Source organism: Alistipes senegalensis JC50, assembly GCF_025145645.1.
In the GTDB taxonomy this organism is placed as follows: domain Bacteria; phylum Bacteroidota; class Bacteroidia; order Bacteroidales; family Rikenellaceae; genus Alistipes; species Alistipes senegalensis.
On sequence record NZ_CP102252.1, the window covers coordinates 3,113,655 to 3,131,537 of the forward strand.

Annotated in this window: 12 protein-coding genes and 2 pseudogenes; 2 read left to right on the forward strand and 12 right to left on the reverse strand. The window is 52.2% G+C overall.

The features are described 5' to 3' along the window. Positions 1-48: 48 nt before the first annotated feature. Positions 49-843, reverse strand: a complete 795-nt coding sequence (locus tag NQ519_RS12470) for a gluconate 5-dehydrogenase (protein ID WP_026076543.1) — start codon at positions 841-843, stop codon at positions 49-51. Between the two features lie 321 nt (positions 844-1,164). Continuing rightward, positions 1,165-2,007, reverse strand: a complete 843-nt coding sequence (gene kduI, locus NQ519_RS12475; protein WP_019150826.1) for a 5-dehydro-4-deoxy-D-glucuronate isomerase — start codon at positions 2,005-2,007, stop codon at positions 1,165-1,167. 663 nt (positions 2,008-2,670) lie between these two features. On the opposite strand from kduI, the gene NQ519_RS16210 reads away from it, so the two are divergent. After that, positions 2,671-2,823 carry a hypothetical protein gene (locus NQ519_RS16210; protein WP_326929401.1) on the forward strand — a complete coding sequence of 51 codons (153 nt, stop codon included), beginning with the start codon at positions 2,671-2,673 and terminating at the stop codon, positions 2,821-2,823. Beyond that, the gene (locus NQ519_RS12480; RefSeq protein WP_015546599.1) at positions 2,820-3,167 is read left to right on the forward strand and encodes a hypothetical protein; all 348 of its coding nucleotides are present in this window, start codon (positions 2,820-2,822) and stop codon (positions 3,165-3,167) included. The genes NQ519_RS16210 and NQ519_RS12480 overlap by 4 nt, the downstream gene beginning before the upstream one ends. A 51-nt stretch (positions 3,168-3,218) precedes the next feature. Here the strand turns inward: NQ519_RS12480 and NQ519_RS12485 are convergent, their stop codons facing one another. The 10 genes and pseudogenes from NQ519_RS12485 to mobA all read right to left on the reverse strand — a co-directional run bounded on the left by NQ519_RS12485 (position 3,219) and on the right by mobA (position 17,585). Then, entirely contained in the window at positions 3,219-6,356 is a 3,138-nt protein-coding gene (locus NQ519_RS12485) for a helicase-related protein (RefSeq protein ID WP_019150825.1), read from the reverse strand. A gap of 201 nt (positions 6,357-6,557) precedes the next feature. After that, positions 6,558-8,462: an N-6 DNA methylase gene (locus NQ519_RS12490; RefSeq protein ID WP_026076542.1), complete on the reverse strand. Its 1,905-nt coding sequence runs from the start codon at positions 8,460-8,462 to the stop codon at positions 6,558-6,560. Between the two features lie 27 nt (positions 8,463-8,489). Further along, on the reverse strand, positions 8,490-8,666 hold the full coding sequence (locus NQ519_RS12495; protein ID WP_019150823.1) for a hypothetical protein: 177 nt from the start codon (positions 8,664-8,666) through the stop codon (positions 8,490-8,492). Then, on the reverse strand, positions 8,653-9,093 hold the full coding sequence (locus NQ519_RS12500) for a DUF1896 family protein (RefSeq protein WP_026076541.1): 441 nt from the start codon (positions 9,091-9,093) through the stop codon (positions 8,653-8,655). The genes NQ519_RS12495 and NQ519_RS12500 overlap by 14 nt, the downstream gene beginning before the upstream one ends. Before the next feature lie 5 nt (positions 9,094-9,098). Beyond that, positions 9,099-10,121, reverse strand: coding sequence for a DUF4099 domain-containing protein (locus NQ519_RS12505; RefSeq protein WP_326929402.1), 1,023 nt, complete (start codon positions 10,119-10,121; stop codon positions 9,099-9,101). 12 nt (positions 10,122-10,133) lie between these two features. Next, positions 10,134-10,364 (reverse strand): hypothetical protein, encoded by a 231-nt coding sequence (locus tag NQ519_RS12510; protein ID WP_019150820.1) that lies wholly within the window; start codon positions 10,362-10,364, stop codon positions 10,134-10,136. 226 nt (positions 10,365-10,590) lie between these two features. Further along, a complete protein-coding gene (locus NQ519_RS12515) occupies positions 10,591-13,722 on the reverse strand; it encodes an SIR2 family protein (protein WP_227901103.1) in 3,132 nt (1,043 codons plus the stop codon). 123 nt (positions 13,723-13,845) lie between these two features. After that, positions 13,846-15,861, reverse strand: a pseudogene (gene mobC, locus NQ519_RS12520) (conjugal transfer protein MobC). A gap of 21 nt (positions 15,862-15,882) precedes the next feature. Beyond that, on the reverse strand, positions 15,883-17,175 hold the full coding sequence (gene mobB, locus NQ519_RS12525; protein WP_019150817.1) for a conjugal transfer protein MobB: 1,293 nt from the start codon (positions 17,173-17,175) through the stop codon (positions 15,883-15,885). Continuing rightward, a pseudogene (gene mobA / locus NQ519_RS12530) lies at positions 17,160-17,585 on the reverse strand (conjugal transfer protein MobA). Before mobA ends, mobB begins: the two are co-directional and overlap by 16 nt. Between the last annotated feature and the right edge of the window lie 298 nt (positions 17,586-17,883).

A 17,883-nucleotide genomic window follows, 5' to 3' on the forward strand; every position in this document is an offset into this window, starting at 1 on the left:
CCCCGGCTCATTGCTGCAGGGGCTTTTTCGTCGGGTCGGAAGTCCGGCCTACTGCGGCTGTTTGCCGATGTAGGCCAGGATGCCGCCGTCCACGTAGAGGATGTGGCCGTTGACGAAGTCCGAGGCGTCCGACGCAAGGAACACGGCGGGACCCATCAGGTCTTCGGGCGTTCCCCAGCGGGCCGCGGGGGTTTTGGCCACGATGAACGAGTCGAACGGATGGCGCGAACCGTCGGCCTGACGCTCGCGCAGCGGAGCGGTCTGGGGCGTTGCGATGTAGCCCGGGCCGATGCCGTTGCACTGGATGTTGTATTCGCCGTACTCCGAAGCGATGTTGCGGGTCAGCATCTTCAGACCGCCCTTGGCTGCGGCGTATGCCGACACGGTCTCGCGGCCCAGCTCCGACATCATCGAGCAGATGTTGATGATCTTGCCGTGGCCCTTCTTGATCATCGAGGGGATGACGGCCTTCGAGACGATGAACGGACCGTTGAGGTCGATGTCGATCACCTGGCGGAACTCCGCGGCGGTCATTTCGACCATCGGGATGCGCTTGATGATGCCGGCGTTGTTGACGAGGATGTCCACCACGCCGACCTCCTTTTCGATCTGCGCTATCATGGCGTTCACCTGCTCCTCGTTGGTCACGTCGCAGACGTAGCCTTTGGCCTCGATGCCCTCGGCCTTGTAGGCGGCCAGACCTTTGTCCACCAGCTCCTGTTTGATGTCGTTGAAGACGATCTTAGCGCCCTGGCGTGCGAAAGCCGTAGCCAGCGCGAATCCGATGCCGTAAGAGGCGCCCGTCACGAGCGCGACCTTACCTTCCAAAGAAAAGTTTACCATAAGATTATCGTATTGTTTGAGAAATTATTAGTTGTCACTGCATTTCTGCCGGTTGTATTCGCGGTGTTCCACCGCGTATTCAAATCTGACCCACCCCCAAACCCCCGCCTCAGGCAGGGGCTTATCGCATGCGACCGGGATTTCACCTGGAATGCGGATGGACGATTCTTGACTTTTTCGCAACCGGTTCCCATAAAGTCCCCCTTCTCAAAGGGGGATTTTAGGGGGATTGTCTGTATTGGGGACTTTCGAAAATAACAGACCGGCGATGCGGGGCGTTGTCCTGTTGACGGTCCGGGTTACTGAAAATCCCCGGATGAATTATTTCAGGTCTGTTATTTTCGAAAAGTCCTGATCGCCGTAGTCGAGGTTCTCGCCGCCCATGCCCCAGATGAAGGTGTAGTTGTGGGTCGCTGCGGCGCTGTGGATCGACCATTCGGGCGACAGCACGGCCTGGTCGCCCTTCATCCAGATGTGGCGCGTCTCCTCGACCTCGCCCATCAGGTGGCACACGGCATGCTCCTCGGGGACCTCGAAATAGAAATAGGCTTCCATGCGGCGCGAGTGCACGTGCGCGGGCATCGTGTTCCACACGCTGCCGGGCAGCAGCTCGGTCATGCCCATCTGCAACTGGCAGGTCGGCAGCACCTGGTTGACGATCATTTTGTTGATATTACGGTCGTTCGATCCTTCGAGCGAGCCCATGTGAGCCACCACGGCGTCGGCTTTCGTGACCTTCTTGTCGGGGTAGTTGCGGTGGGCCGTCGTGGAGTTGAAATAGAATTTCGCGGGATTCTTGGCGTCCTTGCTCTCGAAGGTCACCTCGCGGTCGCCCGAACCGAGGTAGAGGGCCTCCTTGTAGCCGAGTTCGAACACCGAGTCGCCGGCCTTCACCACGCCGGGGCCTCCGACGTTGAAAATACCCATCTCGCGGCGGGTGAGGAAGAAGGGGGCTTTCAGCGGGTCGATGGCTTCGAGGCGGAGCGTCTCGGCGACGGGCATCGCGCCGCCGACGATCATCCGGTCGTACATCGAGTAGACCATGTTGACCTCGTCGGCCGAGAATACCTTCTCGATCAGGAAATCGCGGCGCAGGCGCGCCGTGTCGTAACTTTTCGCATCCTGGGGGTGCGCCGCATAGCGGATTTCGTAGTTGGTTTTCATATAAGTCGCTAAATTTTAGTTTGTTGCACTCGTTTTGACTGGGGTTGGCGTCGGCCGTCTAAATTGGTTCGCCAATTCCATCCTTGCAAAGATACGAAAAAAATCCGGAATTGGTTTGCCAAAATGCGGATTTTATCTGCTGTCTCCGTCCGGTTCCGGTCCGTGGGCCGGAAAAATGCGGTCCTCCCGCACGGCTGACTGTTTTTGAGATACCGTTCTGTAAATCAGAACGGTATTTTTATTGAAAAGAGGAAGGGTTACGAATTGGTGACGGAAGTCTTACATTCTATTGCACCCTTATACAATAAATCTAAGAACTCACGACAAAGATAGTTAAAATATTCTACATAAGCAAATTAACGAATATTAAAGCATTAAATCTTATTTAAGCATATCCAACTCGGATATGCTTTTTTTGTGCTACGAACGGGTTGATTATTTAGTTGCCTGTTTTAACTAAATTATTGCTATCGGGATGTTTCCTATCATTGCATCGTCTAACCATCGATCATTGTAATGAAGCCATTGAAAGGTAATCCGACTCTGCGTTTGTTACGTCTGGTATTGCGACGATTCAATCGTCTCGAACTACTGATCCAAAACAATTCTCGACCTTTACCCGATGACCTGATCGACACTCCGGCAGTCCGCATGCTTACCCGGATGTCCGACCGTACCCTCTCTCGTCGTCGGAGCGACGGCACGATCCCTTATGTCAAGCACGGCGGCAAAATCTATTACAGCAGATCGCGCGTTCTCGAAGCCCTCCGGAATGAACCCAACACCACATCAACTAATAAAGTAAAGAAGTCATGAAAAAGATGATTCTTATCGAGCGAAGCAAATTCGCTCTGCTCGTTCGCAGCCACATGAAAGCCTCAAACATGCTCCTCGTATTGCAGCATGTCTGCCGGGAGCGCCGTATTTCTCTTTCGATGACGCAGGAGGAAGTCTGCCAGCTCATCCGACTCGATCCGGATTTCGTCGAGAAATACAAACGTCGCGGAAAACTCTGTCCCGTCGAAGATCAGGATGGCAAGCAATATTATAATGTACTGGATTTCATTAATCTGAAAGACATGCAGGAGAGTAAGCGTATCTTCTATCAGACAATGGAACAGGCAGTGCCGGATACGGCGATTACGATTGATCGGGAATAACCACTCAAATTCAACGAGGCTGCCTAACAAATTTTAGACAGCCTCGCTTTTTTATAACTTCGGCCCCTTGGCCTTCACGTTCGTCGCGGGTCGCACGAGAAGAATATGATTGCGGATAAAGTCCGATTCGGGCGGAGGCACGACGTGCTCCCGTTCTTCCGGCGGTTCTTCTTGGCTCCCGGATGCCGTAGAAAGCGACTCTGCCTTCGACGGTTTGACGACCTCGTCCACCACCTCCGCGTTTTCGATCTTCAGCCCATTGCCGTTATTTGCTGTTTTCGCCTGCATCTCCTGCTGCTTCTGTGCGATGTCGAGTTGAATCTTCCGGGTCAGCGACTCTGCCTCGGCCTTGAGCCGCTTCAACTCCTCCTCTTTGGGCCATACGGCTGCGATCTGTTGCTCGAAGGTCGGAATGTCGCGGGTGAATTGCTTCTTCTCTTTCTCGTAGGTCGCCATCAGTGACGGTATCGTGTCGAGCGCCCGGATGAAGTTCATTGCCGCGGTTTTCGGCTCCGCAGCCAGATGCCCGTTGTTGAACGTATACTTGATGCCGTCCAACCCTTCGACCATGAATTTATTGACTGTAAGCGCCAGCCCGTCTTTCTGCATCCGCTCGGTGCGGACGAGAATGCGGAAATCGAACAGCGTGCCGATTTTCTGGTAATCGTCGCCGGTATTTACCGTGCGGTCGATCTCCACGAGGCGTTTGCCATGGGCGACAATATCTGTGGATTCCACGCCGTCGATTCGCAGGGGATTGGCCCGCTTGCCTTTGGCGTCCGGCGGCGCCACCTCGTTGATATAGTCCCAGTCGCGTTTCAGACGTTCGAGCATCGCATCCCGTCGTCCGATCTCCGCCGTGTAGCGTTGCAGTTGGCTCTGCGCCTCGTGCCGGGTGCGCATGAAGATCGTCTGCTCGCTCTCCAGCGCCGCGATCCTGCCTTCGAGCTTGGCTTTTTGCAGCAGGTCGGTATTTCCCGACACCACGGCCATCCACTCCGCGAAGTTCATCCCCGAATCCTCGCTGATGGCCCCCTCGTCCAGCCGCCGCGCACCTAACCGGTTGCGCTTGAGCTGGTCGATGAACTGCTGTTTGTTGTGCAGCAGATTCAATTTGTAGGCATCGAGCGTGCGCAGAACGGCATAGACATAGGCTTTGACTTTATTGCCGGCATACTCCTTGGCGACTATGTTGCCTTTCCGTGCGCCGCGGCCGTTGCGCTGTTCCAGATCCATCGGCCGCCACGGAATGTCGAGGTGGTGCATGCAGACGATTCGTTTCTGGGCATTGACTCCCGTTCCGAGTTTTTGCGTCGAGCCGAAGAGCACCCGGATTTTCCCGTCGTTCATGGCGTCGAACATCGCCTGCCGCACCTTGTCGCTCGCGGCTTCCTGTACGAAGCGGATCTCCTGCGCCGGAATACCGTGGTCTTCGACCAGTTTGCGTTTGATCTCCGAATAGACGTTCCAGATGCCGGGTTTATAGGTCGAGAGGTCGCAGAAAACCATCTGCGTGCCTTTCTGATCTTCGTATCGCCGATAGTATTCAGCGATGTTGGCGGCACTGCGGCTGGCCTTGTTGCCCGGTGAATCCGCATACGCAGGACTTATCAGCCGCATGTCGAGCGAGAGCTTGTTGGAGTACATCGTCACCAACAGCATCAGGGCTTTGACCTCCCCGTCGCTCAGGTCGGCGCGTCCGATATGTTCGGGATCTCCCGTCTTGGCGAAGAGCACCAGCTTGTCCAAAAATGCCTGCTGATCGTCGGTCATAGGTATCTGGCATAGCTCCTCGTCCAGCTCGGGACGGTCGATTCCCACGTCTGCGGCCGTGCGGTAGTCGGTAATCTCGTTGTAGAACATGGCCAATTCCGGAACCTTGATGAAATAGCGGAAACGCTCTTTGGAGATCACTTCGTTGGTCACCGAAAACTCGAACTCCGATGTTTTCTGCGCGAATACCGCGGCCCACGCATCGAAGCAGGGAATGTCCTGCCGCTCCAGCTCTTTGGGACGCAGATACTTGAACAGCAGATACAGCTCCGTCAGGGAGTTGGCAATGGTCGTTCCCGAAAGGAACGTCGCGCCGAGATCGCGCCCCGTGCGCTGCTGAATGGTGCGGATGGCGTACAGCAAATTCATGGCCTTCTTACTGCCGTCGGTATTTCCCAGTCCCGACACACGGCTGTGGCGGGTGTTGAACATCAGATTCTTGAAGTTGTGCGATTCATCGACGAACAGATGGTCTATTCCCATCTGCTGAAAATCCACCGTATCGTCCTTTTGCGCGTCGATTGTCTCCTGCAACTCGTGGAGCTTGGCATCCAGATTCTCCTTGCGTTTCTCCAGACCGCGCAGAATCCAGCCGTCCACATGTCCGCCCTGCTTTTCGTAGGACGCCAGATTTTCATCTATGTCGTCCATCTCCTGCCGGAGAATCCGTTGCTGCACCTCAGCCGACTGGGGTATCTTGCCGAACTGTTCGTGCGTAAGGATGATGCAGTCCCAATTATTGTTCTTGATGTCGCTGAAGATCCGCAGGCGGTTTTCCGGCGTGAAGTCCTCCTTGCCGGGATAGAGCAGACGGGCATTGGGATAGGCCGCGCGGAAGGTTCGGGCGATCTCGTGGATGTTGGCTTTGATACCGATGATCATCGGCTTGCGGGCCAGTCCCAAACGATGCATCTCATACGCTGCGACGCACATGATGAGCGTCTTGCCCGTACCGACCTCGTGGTCGCAGATGCCGCCGCCGTTCTGCTTGATCATCCAGATCGCATCCTTCTGACTGGGATACAGGTCGTCGATGCCCAGCCCCCGCAGGTCGAGCCCCGGAAACTGCTGGTGGCTGCCGTCGTAGCGTGGACGGACATAGCAGTTGAATTTGCGGTTGTAGAGATCGGTCAGCCGCTCCTTGAAATCGTCGGGCTGCGCATGCAGCCATTCGACGAACGCCTGCCGGATTTCGGTGATGAGCGTGTCGGCCTTCTGCCGGGCCTCGAAGTCGGGAATCCGGATGGTCTTGCCGTGTTCGTCCTTGCCGCCGTCCTTGTTGATGTTGGGCAGCGTGTTGAGCATGGCATGATGCAGCAGATCCATACCGTCGTAGACCTCGAAGTCTCCTTTGACGACGTATTTCTGGGAGATCAGAGGGCTGTACCCGTGGTTCTCGATGCCGAAGGCATCCATCTTCGCCGAATAGCTTACCGATACGGGAACCTGAAAGAAATGCTCGCAGAAGCCTTCGTAAATATCGGTCGGTATCCATCGCTCGCCGAGGTTGAAATCCAGCTCCTCGAACTCGATGCGTTTGGGTGCGGCCTCACGAAGCAGCGCGAGCGAACGGCGGCTGGCATCGTCGTCGGGGTTTTCCTTGAGGTAATTTTCGATTCATTCGGCTTTGGCGACGACATTCCCTGCCGCGAGCCGTTCGCGGATTTCATACCCCTTGACCATCGGATTGTAGAAAATGCGATCGCCCAGCTCGTCGATCAGCTCTTGCCGGGAACGCGATGCGAGCGACTCCATATAGGAAAACTCCACCCGTCCGAACTTGTTGAGCGAGGCGGCCAGCGCTTCGGCCGCCGTATCGACGTGTTTGATCTCGTTAGGGTCGAACGATACGGGGCGTCGGAGGATGTCGGAGAGCTGTTTTCGGCCTTCGACGAAACGTTCGAGCCCCAGCACCTCCCGCCCGCCGGGATCGTTCAGGATGAAGGCGGCATTCTCCTTCTTGTTCAGATCGCCCAACAGAGCCGTGAAGTTCTCGTAACATCCGTTGAGTTTGCGCCGCAGGCCCTTGTATTCGATCTCGTTCTGCATTTCGAGCCGGTAGAGCAGCTGGTAGGTATCCCGTAGCGGGATATAGCGTTCGGCCCGGTATCGGGACAAGGTTCCCAGCTCTTCGGGATGGAACGTGCAGCCCTGTCGTGTCAGGCCGCCCAGACGTCCGACCTGCCCTTCGAACAGAACCAACGACCGCTCTTTGTAGTGCGGAAGCATCGTGCCGGTAAAGGGCCGCGGATCTTTATTCTCCGAAGCCGGCGCAGTGATTGCTGCCGGGGCATCCGCTGCCTCCGCCGGTTGTGTGAACAGATTTCCCTGCGTGAAGAGATCGGACATGCCGGTCGTATCCGTTCTGCGCCCGGCCCGCCGCTGTCCCAGCGGACGGCGGGCGATCGGAACGGCGGCAGCGCTGCCGAAAAGCGATGCGGCCGGAGCCGGTACTTCCGGAGTCGGTGCAACGGATGCCGGCTCCGGTGGCAGCACGGATTGCGGAGCCGCGACCCGATTTTGCCTCCGGGCGGTCGGCGGCACGGTTTGCGCCTGAGGGATATGGAGCGGACGGAGATATTGTGTATATCGTTCGGTGTCGAGGCGGGCTGCGAAATCATTTGCGAGGATTCCGCGCAGCCGCTCGGCGATCCGTTCCGGGCCTCCGTCGTAGTGCAGTACGAGAGCGGATTGTCCATAGAGACTTTTTTCATGCGAAACCGTCGTATGGATCGCGTGCTTGAAATCCCGGTGGTAGTCGTTCAGGTAAATTCCGTTGCCGATCTCGGACGAACTGACGAAGCGTTGCTCGTCGGGGGTAAGCTCCCGCTTTTCGCTCCATTTCTGAAGGACGATGAGATCGCTGGCCACTTCCGTGCCGGCATACTCCGTAAAGAGGTTGTTCGGCAGCCGCACGGCCGAAACCAGCCGCGCATGCTCCATCAGATAGCGACGGACGGGTTCGTTGCCGGGAGCGTCCATGACGCCCGCCGAGGTGACGAACGCCAGAATACCGCCTTCGCGGAGCGTATCCAGACCCCTGATGAAGAAATAGTTGTGAACGGCCTTGAGCGCTTGCCGTCGAACCGGGTCGTCGCTCTTCCGAAAGGCAGTGTCGAAAATCCGGGTATCTCCGAAGGGAATATTGGACGTTACTACGTCGAAATAACTGTCATAGGCCGATTCGATGGTTTGGAAACCGTCGATAATGACCTGCTCTCGTTCCCGGGCCAGTGTGGAGAGCACTTGTCCGGTCAGCAGGTCTTTCTCGAAAGAGAGGATTTCGACTTCGCTGTCGGCGGCCTTCCGGAACGACGAAGGGAAAATCCCGGCTCCGGCACTGGGGTCGAGCAATCGCCGGGGAACGATGCCGGCATCCCGGAGCGTCTCGGCGAGCGCACGCACGATGGCCGGCGGAGTGTAGAATGCTGTCAGCGTAGAATTGCGCATGCTCTGCACGAAGTCTTTATACCGCTGTTCACTGTCGGCATAATGGCGCAACAGTTCGTGCAGTTCCCTCACCTGCGGGAAGAGTTCCCGGTCTATCTTTCATTGCGCGAGATCGTCGTCCGCAGCGGCCGGTTGCAAGACACATTTCAACGCTCCGAAGCCACTATACGCAATCAAGGCTTCACGCTGCTGCGGAGTAAGTACCGTCGATGGAGCGAAAGCGATGCGCAGGGCGGCGATGTTCGCCTCCAGATGTTTCCTTTTATTGTATGCCATGCAGTTCGATGTGGGTTTGGATAAGTCCGGTGAGTTCTAAAAGGAGATTTTTATAGGACGGGCTGCTCTCGAAGTCGTCGGTCAGGTCGTACATCTCGAATGCCTCTTCGCAGACGGGAAGCAGTTTCAGGCAGAAAGCGGTGCGCTGCCGGGCTGCGACCTCCGGGAACCATTCCGACACGACCTCGAAGATCGCATCGTATTTCGAAAAACGCAGGTCTTGGTACAGAACGGCGTTCGAGAGTTCCAGAGCCTCGTAGACGCTGTTGCCGTTACGAACGGCACGTTCATAGGTCTGGGCCGCATGGTCGCTCCGCTCGGCGATGAAGTGTTTGTCGGAGAGCAGTTCGGGATGGCTTTCGCGCAAATAAGCGGTAAGAGTTGTCGCGAAGTACGGCAACTCTTTCTCTTCTACGTGTCGTTTCATAATGGCTAACCGATTTTCATGCCTTTGGGTTGTGCGCCGGGAAGCGACGGAAGACGCCGGCGGACGCGCTGGCGCGGACGCGGGTTCTCCTCGCCCAGACGCGAACGGTAATTGCGGGCGTTGTTGCCGAACAGGGGCCGGCCCGTGTCGCTGTAACGAAGGTCGGTGCTGATCGTCTTGTCGCCGACTTTCATGCCGGGGATGAAGACGACCTCGTGGTTGGCCAGTTTCGCCTGAATGTCTGCACTTACCTTGACTCCGAAAACCGTATCGTGGATGCGCAGATGCGGATTATTGTCGTTGCGGAACACCACGTCTCCGCGGTTGGCGTCCACGCGGGCATGGCCCGAGATGACCCGGCCGTCCTTGAGGTGGATGTCTTCGACGAAGATCTCCTTGCCGGAGCGCAGCGCCTCGATGTCGTTGCCGATCTCTTTGCCGTAGATTCGGGTGGGGAGCGTCAGCGCATCGACCGGAAGCGTCGTCAGACGGTTCGTCGCCTCATGGACGCTGACATAACACTCGCACTCGCGGCCCGAGGTAAAATCTTTCATTTTTTTGGTGGAACCCAGATGTCCGTCGGTTTCGAGGCGCTCGATCTCCTTGTCCGTGAAGAGCTCCTTATACGGCGATATTTTGTACTGTGGCTCGTCCAGACGTGTAAAGATACGGAGTTGGACATTGCCCGCATCGTCGCGGATCGGCGAAATCGTGCCGAGTCCCAGATCGACCCAGCGGCCGTCCATCTTATGTTTGAGCGGCACCAGTTTGTTGGGAATACGTCCCTTGAGGATGTCGCCCATGCTTTGATTCTCCAGCAGGATCTCCTTGTTCAGGCCTAACGCCTGAATCTGATCCCACGGAAGTTCCCGTTCCTCGAACTTATAACGGTCAGCGAACTTGGCGATACGCCCCTCGTTGTTGAGTTCGTAGTCGGAGACCTCCTTGGCCAGGGAGCCGTTCTGATCCTTGCCTTCGCGGACTTGGATGATGGAGTCGAGGATATGGTCGAGTTTTTCGGTACCGATCCGGAAGAAACTTCAACCCAGGTCGGACGGGCGTCCGTATTGGTTGCGAAGGTTCTCGAAAAAGGTTCCTAAAACCGTTCGGCTGTCGAACGAAAGGGCTTTGCGCCGATCGCCCGGAGCCGTGCTCACGGTGTTGAACTCTCCCGTCTGCTCGTTCATCTCGCTGACCAGACGCAGATCGTTCGTCTTTTTGTCGAGGACGGCCAGCACGTCCTTCGATAGCTTTTCCTGTTCTCTTGCCATAATGCAGATAATTAAATGAGTAGATTGAATGAATGGTGAAAATCCGCCGGCAAGATAAGACCTTTTTCCAGTTCATAATACCAAATGCGCCCCTTCTGGCGGGAAGAGGCGCGGATTGGCAGGAATTAGCTATATCTAAAATGAATGCAAAATATTATTTTCAGCATTAGATTACTCTATGTATAATATATATTTAAGCCTCCTCCGTTAATACCATAAATATTCATTAAATAAAATACCGATAATCATAAGTCGCCCCATTGTATTGATGCAATAAGTTTCCTACTTGTGCTAACGTATTAGAGGTATCAATGGTTGCCGGTAATTTTGTATATAGATTAAATGAATTCCAATTCATCTTTGTAAATCCAATAATTTCAGAGGCAATAGTTGCGAGATCTCCCTTGCCATAATATTTGGTAATTTTTAGAGGAGATGGAATGCACCTACCTCCGGGATAGTAACGACGGTTATCCCGAATTGATGGTACAACACCATGCGTCCATAATAAAGCACTTCTTGATGACAATTTTATGCAGGTTCCGCGCGATACCGGATATGAATCATCAGAAATATTATCGTAATAAACTTTTTGGGCTATAAATTTAACATTGTATTCATAATTGATGGTTATCAAATCAATATTCTTGATACCAGCTTGTGTCAATGCGTGAGTAATACCCTCAATCTCTTCTTTTTTGAATGGTGTCCGTTTATGGATAACAACTCGACGAGGTAATTTATCCATAGATTTGACAAACAATTCGCGTATGGTTATACCAAATTTGAACGCTTCTTCATAGGTTAAATACGGATTCTTTTTCCCATCGAATTGAGGTTGCTCAACTTTTGATAGCTTATACCTTAACCCTTGACCTTTAGCATTGTATATGTGACTACAACCCAAAACGATATCCACTTCCCCTTTACTATTCGTTTTAACGCTATAGCCTATACCTGCGTATGCCGTATCAGGATCAAGACTGGCTAATGCCCAAGGGATACGCATTGCCTTGACAAATAAAGCTAACGATAACCACCAACAGATCTCGCACACCATTGGGTCACTCAAAGTCTTTTCTTCTATGATTTGAGTCGTAAAACTGTGTTGAGCAGCATAAGCCTTTATATAATTGTGTAAATCAAACGATTCACCATCATGCTTGAATTGTTTGTGAATACTCCAAGATGCAGGTATGTAAATTACAACTACAATTCCTGGATATTTATCTGCTAAACTACCAGCTTGGCGACATATTGATTGTGCAAGGTTTATCGTATCTTTTGGTGTATCTTCTGTTTTTATCCATTTATCCGTATCGCTATCCGGTATTTCCAGTAATGTTTTATATATACTGTGAAATCCTGTATAAGGCTGAATGTAATCCGAATTATCGTTCGCCTGTATGGTTGTGTTTAAGCGTTGTAAAAAAGAGTTGAATCTATCGGTGTGAGTATGAGGGCAGATCACACCCAGTCTAACATTTTGAGGCAAAACATCTTTTTGCCAAGAATCATAAGGCTTATGATTAGACAATCCTCTCATAGGATTTGAATCTAAAAAAGGTCTATCTGCAAATGTGTTTACAAACTCCAATTCAGGCTCTTTGAGTTGAAGACCTCGATAGATCGTTCTTCTATTATCATACGATCTTGAAAAATATCCTCGTTCGGTGTTGTCTTGATATTGTATTTCGGAAAATCCGCTATTGTTGCTTATTTGGAACTTAAATCCACTGCCAGAATTTTGAGGGAACTCAAAAATAAGACGCGCATTGCCAAATACGATATTTTCCCATTGAATAAGTTTATTGCTATATGCCTGGTTCCACATTTTATCCAGATACATCCGCGCATATTCTTGTTTTTTCTCTTTCGAAACCGCGCGCGAGTTTTCTATGTATATAGTAGGTCGCATAGAAAGCAAAGCATATTTTTGTTGTGGTACAAAAACGAGTGAACATTCTATTGCTTCATGGATCAATGTGCCATTATCATTTCTAAAAATGGCAGGAAGCCAGAGGGTATTATGTCTAATATCGACATTGAGACCTCGAATTGTCGCAATACTTTGAAGCGTTGCTCTTAAAAATAGTTCTCTATAACTGCTATTTTGCTCTATATCGTCTATTGAAATAGGAATCCGTTCAATATCGCCTTTTAGTCTGGAACCAAATATATTGTTAATGGCAGATCCTGTGGACAAAGCATATACTTTTTGCTTATATGGAACAGCCATAATATTTTGGTCTTTAATTGTCTCTCTTAAAAAAGCCCAAGGTTTTTCCCCTTCTTTATATTCAATCTCAAATTGGAATAGTTCTTTGGGGAAAATTATAGGATAAAGGTTGCTTTTTAGGTATTTATTAGTTCTCGTTATATGTATTGAAAAGGGAGATATATCATTCTCTTCAGGGATGCTTTCCATTATGGACTTGATTTCTGCCTGTTTCTCAACATCAGAACTAAAGCAATTTGATACAAGAGATAACATCGTTTTATCAAAACCATCGGTATCAATATAAAATGCCTCTCTATTTGCATTCCGTGCTGTCTTTAACAAGGTAGAAACATCAGAAGAAATCTCATTACCATAGCCACACCAATATATACGACCAGAACCTTTTTCAGAAAATGCTTCGGTTAATGCAGACATTAAAGATTTATCGCGGCCACTATACCCAATTACTATAAGATTTTTATCATTGAAGTAACGTTTTAATGCTGCTACAAATGTTGGATGCTGACTATCCAATTCCTTAGAGGTGTTCTTTAACGAGCTATATTTATAATCGCCATGTAATGATATGCATAATAGTTCATTAGAACTTTCTGTTCGATATATTCGATCTGCGCAATCTAAATTTATACAGATAGGTGTAATGAACGCATTATGTGCTGCACGTTCGACTAAACCATCAAAATTGGTTGTCCATATAGATTTTACAATACCATATTTGTTTAAGAGGCACAAAAACTTATAACCGATATAAGGTTGTTTCCCTTGCGCTAAATGCTCAAAATATTTTACTCTGTCATCTTCAATCTGCAAGGCCTTTTCTGCATAAAAAGAATATTCATTAGAATCTCCAAGGGGAGGAAATTTGCCTTGACTGTCAAGCCATTTTTGAATTATATTCTTACACGTATCGGATTTTGGATCAATGAATGTTGGAACGGATTTCTGTGAAGAACAAAAAATCTGCTTCTTCCAGTCCCATATACAATCATTGGCAGATGGAATTCCTGATGTAATAGATGCCCCAGCCCCTAATAGAAATGCAAAAGAAGTATCTCTGTTCTGAACAAACGAACGAATGAAAGCATCAAAATCCAAATTAAATTCTTGCGGAATCATAATTCAATTAATAACAGTCTCGCGATTTCACGGAAACAATTTCAATTATGTCAAAGATAGTGAATTGTTTGGCAAATGGTAAAAAAATCGTATTGTGAAATGGCAATTTTACCCAAACTCCATCTATTCGGCTTTCCCTAATAACTTTTCCGCCAATTTTTCGTCCTTCTCTATCCTCTTCATTTCAGTTTCGATGATGTCGAGCGCATCCTGCTTGATGCGGCGGTAATTCTCCTTGATTTTCTCCTGCATGATGTCCCGTTCGTCGGCGTCGAGGAACGACGATATTTCAGGTATGGGTTTGTACTCCGCCATTTCTTTTTTCACAGCCTCGTTGTCCACGACGATCCGGGCATGGAAAATTTTCTGCTCGATCTCCTCTCCGAAGTTGTCGCTCACGGCTCCGACGAATATGCCTTGCGAGAGCGTCGAGATTTTCGACGCAGGAATAAGACTGTCGAGCTGGGTGTTTATTGACGTCGAGGTATCGCTGCGGTTGATGCTTACGGATTGTCGTTTCTGCACGATCTTTCCGAATCGTTCGGAGAGCGTCCGGGCCGTTTCTCCTACGACCTGTCCGCTGAAGATATTGCCCACGGTATTCTGAATCACGGCGGCTTCCTTGTCTCCGTAGTCGCGCTTTAGCTGGCTGAAATCCTGAAAACCCAGACATACGGCGACCTTGTTGGAACGCGCCGTTGCGATCAGGTTATCCAGCCCCCGGAAATAGATCGTCGGCAGCTCGTCGATCACCACGCAGCTTTTGAGTTGCTTCTTGCGGTTTATCAGTTTGACGATGCGCGAATTATACAATCCGAGCGCTGCACCGTATATGTTCTGCCTGTCGGGATTGTTTCCCACGCAAAGAATCTTCGGTTCCTTGGGGTTGTTGATGTCGAGTGTAAAATCGTCTCCCGACATGACCCAGTAGAGCTGCGGTGAGATCATGCGCGAGAGGGGAATCTTCGCCGAGGCGATCTGCCCCATCAGCTGCTCTGCGGCTCCGCCTTTCCATGCATCCACGAAGGGCGAAAGATAGTTCTCTAACTCCTCGTGAGCCATCAATACGGTGAACAGATCTTCGTAGGGTTTGTTCAGCAGCTCGATGGCATGGGGAAAGGTACAGTATTTTCCTCCGTCGTAAATCTTCAGGAACCAGATGATCGCCGCGAGCAGCACGATCGGCGATTCGACGAAGAAATCTCCCTGCTTCTGTATCCACGAACGGTTGAGATTAAGCATGATGACATAGCTGGCCTCGTATGCGTCGGTGATGTCGGACATGAGATTCGGCGCGAGCGGATTGCATCGGTGCGAACGGCGCGGGTCGTCGAAATTTATGACATAGAATTTCGGCGGCGTCGCTCCGTAAGCCTTGAGATTCTTGCGCAAATGGTTGTAAGCGATAACCGACAGGTCGTCGAACTTGAAGTCGTAGACGTAGAGCGCATATCCCTTTTCGATGGCCTGCTTGATGTAATTGTTGATGAGGGCATAGGATTTTCCCGAGCCGGGCGTTCCTAAAACGATACTCGCCCGGAAAGGATTCACGACGTTGATCCATCCGCTGTGCCTGCGTTTCCGGAAGACGAACTCGGTCGGGAAGTTGAACGAATCGTCGTTTTTCAGCAGGCGTGTCTCCTGCATGAAACTCTCGTTTTCGGCATTGAACGGATCATCCGTCATACGGTTTTTCAGCAGACGGCTGCTCCATAGCCCGGCCGCCAGCATTCCGAGGAATCCCGCCAGCAGCGTCGCCGTATAAAGCGCCGCCCGCAGGGTCGTAGCGACATTCATTCCGAGCAGCCAGCCGTTGCCATAGAATAGCAGTATGCCGATGCCGCCTGCCGCGGTGATATGCTTCCACGATATTTTCTCGTCCTTCACGCCACGGTTTCCCATGCACGACAATGCGAGAAATACCGTGCAGAAGAGCTTGGTGCAGAGCGGCGATGAGAACAAGGCAGCCGTCCGCTGGAAATTTTGCAGGATGCGGTCTACGACAGGGAGCGTTCATCCCGCCTGCGCAAACCACTCGTAACAAAACCAGTAGATGTGAATGGCGAGAAACAGAAAACTGATCGCCCGCATGAAATCCGCAACTTTGGCCAAGCCGCGCAGATCGTCTTCTTCTTGCATGATCGTAATGTATCGAGGTTGTTAAATTCTTTTCCGGATTTTCCGCCGCCGCTTCTTCCTGCGGGGGAAGAGCCGGTATTCGGGAGCTGTTTCCCACTCCTTCTCAGGCGTATATTCCATGAGTTCGCCCATTACGTCGGGCATCGAAACGTAGTGGGTTTCGATATATTCCTCGAACTCTTCGACCGAAGATAGTCCCGGCTGGGGCGGTTCGAGGGGCAGCAACGGCCGTAACTCTTCCTGTATGGGTGTGGACGACTCTTGCTCCCGACCGTTGAACCACGCCTCGAAAGCGTCGGCCGCATACTCCTTTCCGAGCCGGGAGCCGTTGAACACCTGATGTGTCGTGCGGTCGATGAAGGTGACTCCGTAAATCCGCCCGGCATCGTTCTCCCGGAAAACTGCGTCGATACCGTTTTCCCGAAGTTCGGCTGTGAACTCCTTGCGGTTGCGGCTTCCGCTCCGGGCACGGTCGATTTCGCGGCATGTGCGGTCGAGCGTTTCGGGATGTTGCCGAAGCCGTTGTTTCGAGGCGTCGAATTTTTCTTCCAGCGCCTTCCATCCGAAGAAATCGCCCAGCCGGGACGCTTTGACCGCCGCTCCCGTGCGCTGCCCGTCGTCATCGAGCACGTGGTAAACGAGCCCCCGATACGGTCTGCCTCGTACGTCGCCTCGGATCTCTTCGGCTGCGACGCCATAGCGTTCGAGCAGCGTATTGAACTCCGCGAAGGACTGGAATCCGTACTGCTGTTTGAGCGTCATCACGACGTTGCGCAGCTGATGCTTCAGATCGCTCCGATGGTAATCGACCCGGCGCAATTCTTCCGGTTCTGTTTGCACGCCGCCGTCTTCGGGCACATGCAGGCCGTACTCGTGTTCCAACGCCCTGCAAACCGCCATGGCGCGCCGCAGTTCGTTGTTGTGGTCGATCTTCCGGCCCTGCTCGTCCACCCTCACCGAGACGACGTGCATGTGTCGCCGTGCGATGTCTTCGTGCAGAAAGACGACGTAGGGCTGGCGGCCATATCCCATACGTTCCATGAACTCGGCGGCAAGTCGCGTGAGCTGCGCTTCCGAAAGCCGGTCTTCGGGCGAGGGGTTGAGCGAGAAATGCACGACCGGTTTTCGGACACGGGGATTGAACGCCGTGTAGTACCCGAAGGCTTCCGCACACTCCTCGATACTGAATCTGCCGTCGCTGCGTTCGGGTATTCCCTGCATGTATAATACCCGGCCTTCGCCGGCTTCGACCTTGATGCGGTTATACTGGAGTACGCCGTATACATTGGCCCCGGAGTTTACTTTCGGCACCATTGCAACAACTCCTTCGTAAGTTCGACGACCGCCTTCACGAGTTGTTCCAACCGTTGTGTTTCGAGCGTCAGACGGTAGAGATAGGCCAACGCTTTCTTATCGCCGAAGGTCGTGTGTATGGCTTTGACGCACTGGTTGTAGTTCACCCCGACAGCCCGGAACTGGGCGTAAAATCCCGTCAGCCGGACATAGAAATCATAGGTGTTCTTGTCCCTAACGACGACCGTAAAGGGTCATCCGAAGATGCGGTGGCAGATGAAATCGGCTTTATTCTTCATTCCGGACTGTTCGTACATGCGCAGGAAACGCTCGTTTTGCTCGCTTGTCAGGCGAACGTAATAGCGGTGTATGCGCGGGTCGCCGAGGGCTTTGCGGCCCGCAACGGAGGTCGGTTTATCGGCAGCATCCATAGGGCATCGATGTTTTGAGGTTACGACTCGGAAGTAACCGTCCGCCGCGCCGCAGGTCGCGGCGGCACTTTCGGCGGCTCGGAATATTCCGAGCGGCTGAAAGTACCCCTTGCTATATGCGGGCGCATATAGAAATCCGGCCAGGGGCCGGATGAAGGTGCGCGCCTTCGGCGTCGCAGCGGGATTACTCCTTTCGGAGACAAAGGTAGAGCGTTTTATCTTATGTTGTATCAGATATATACCTGCCAACGGACGCCGATACGCGCCTTTGGGCGCCACCCGTTTTCGGAGCCGCCGA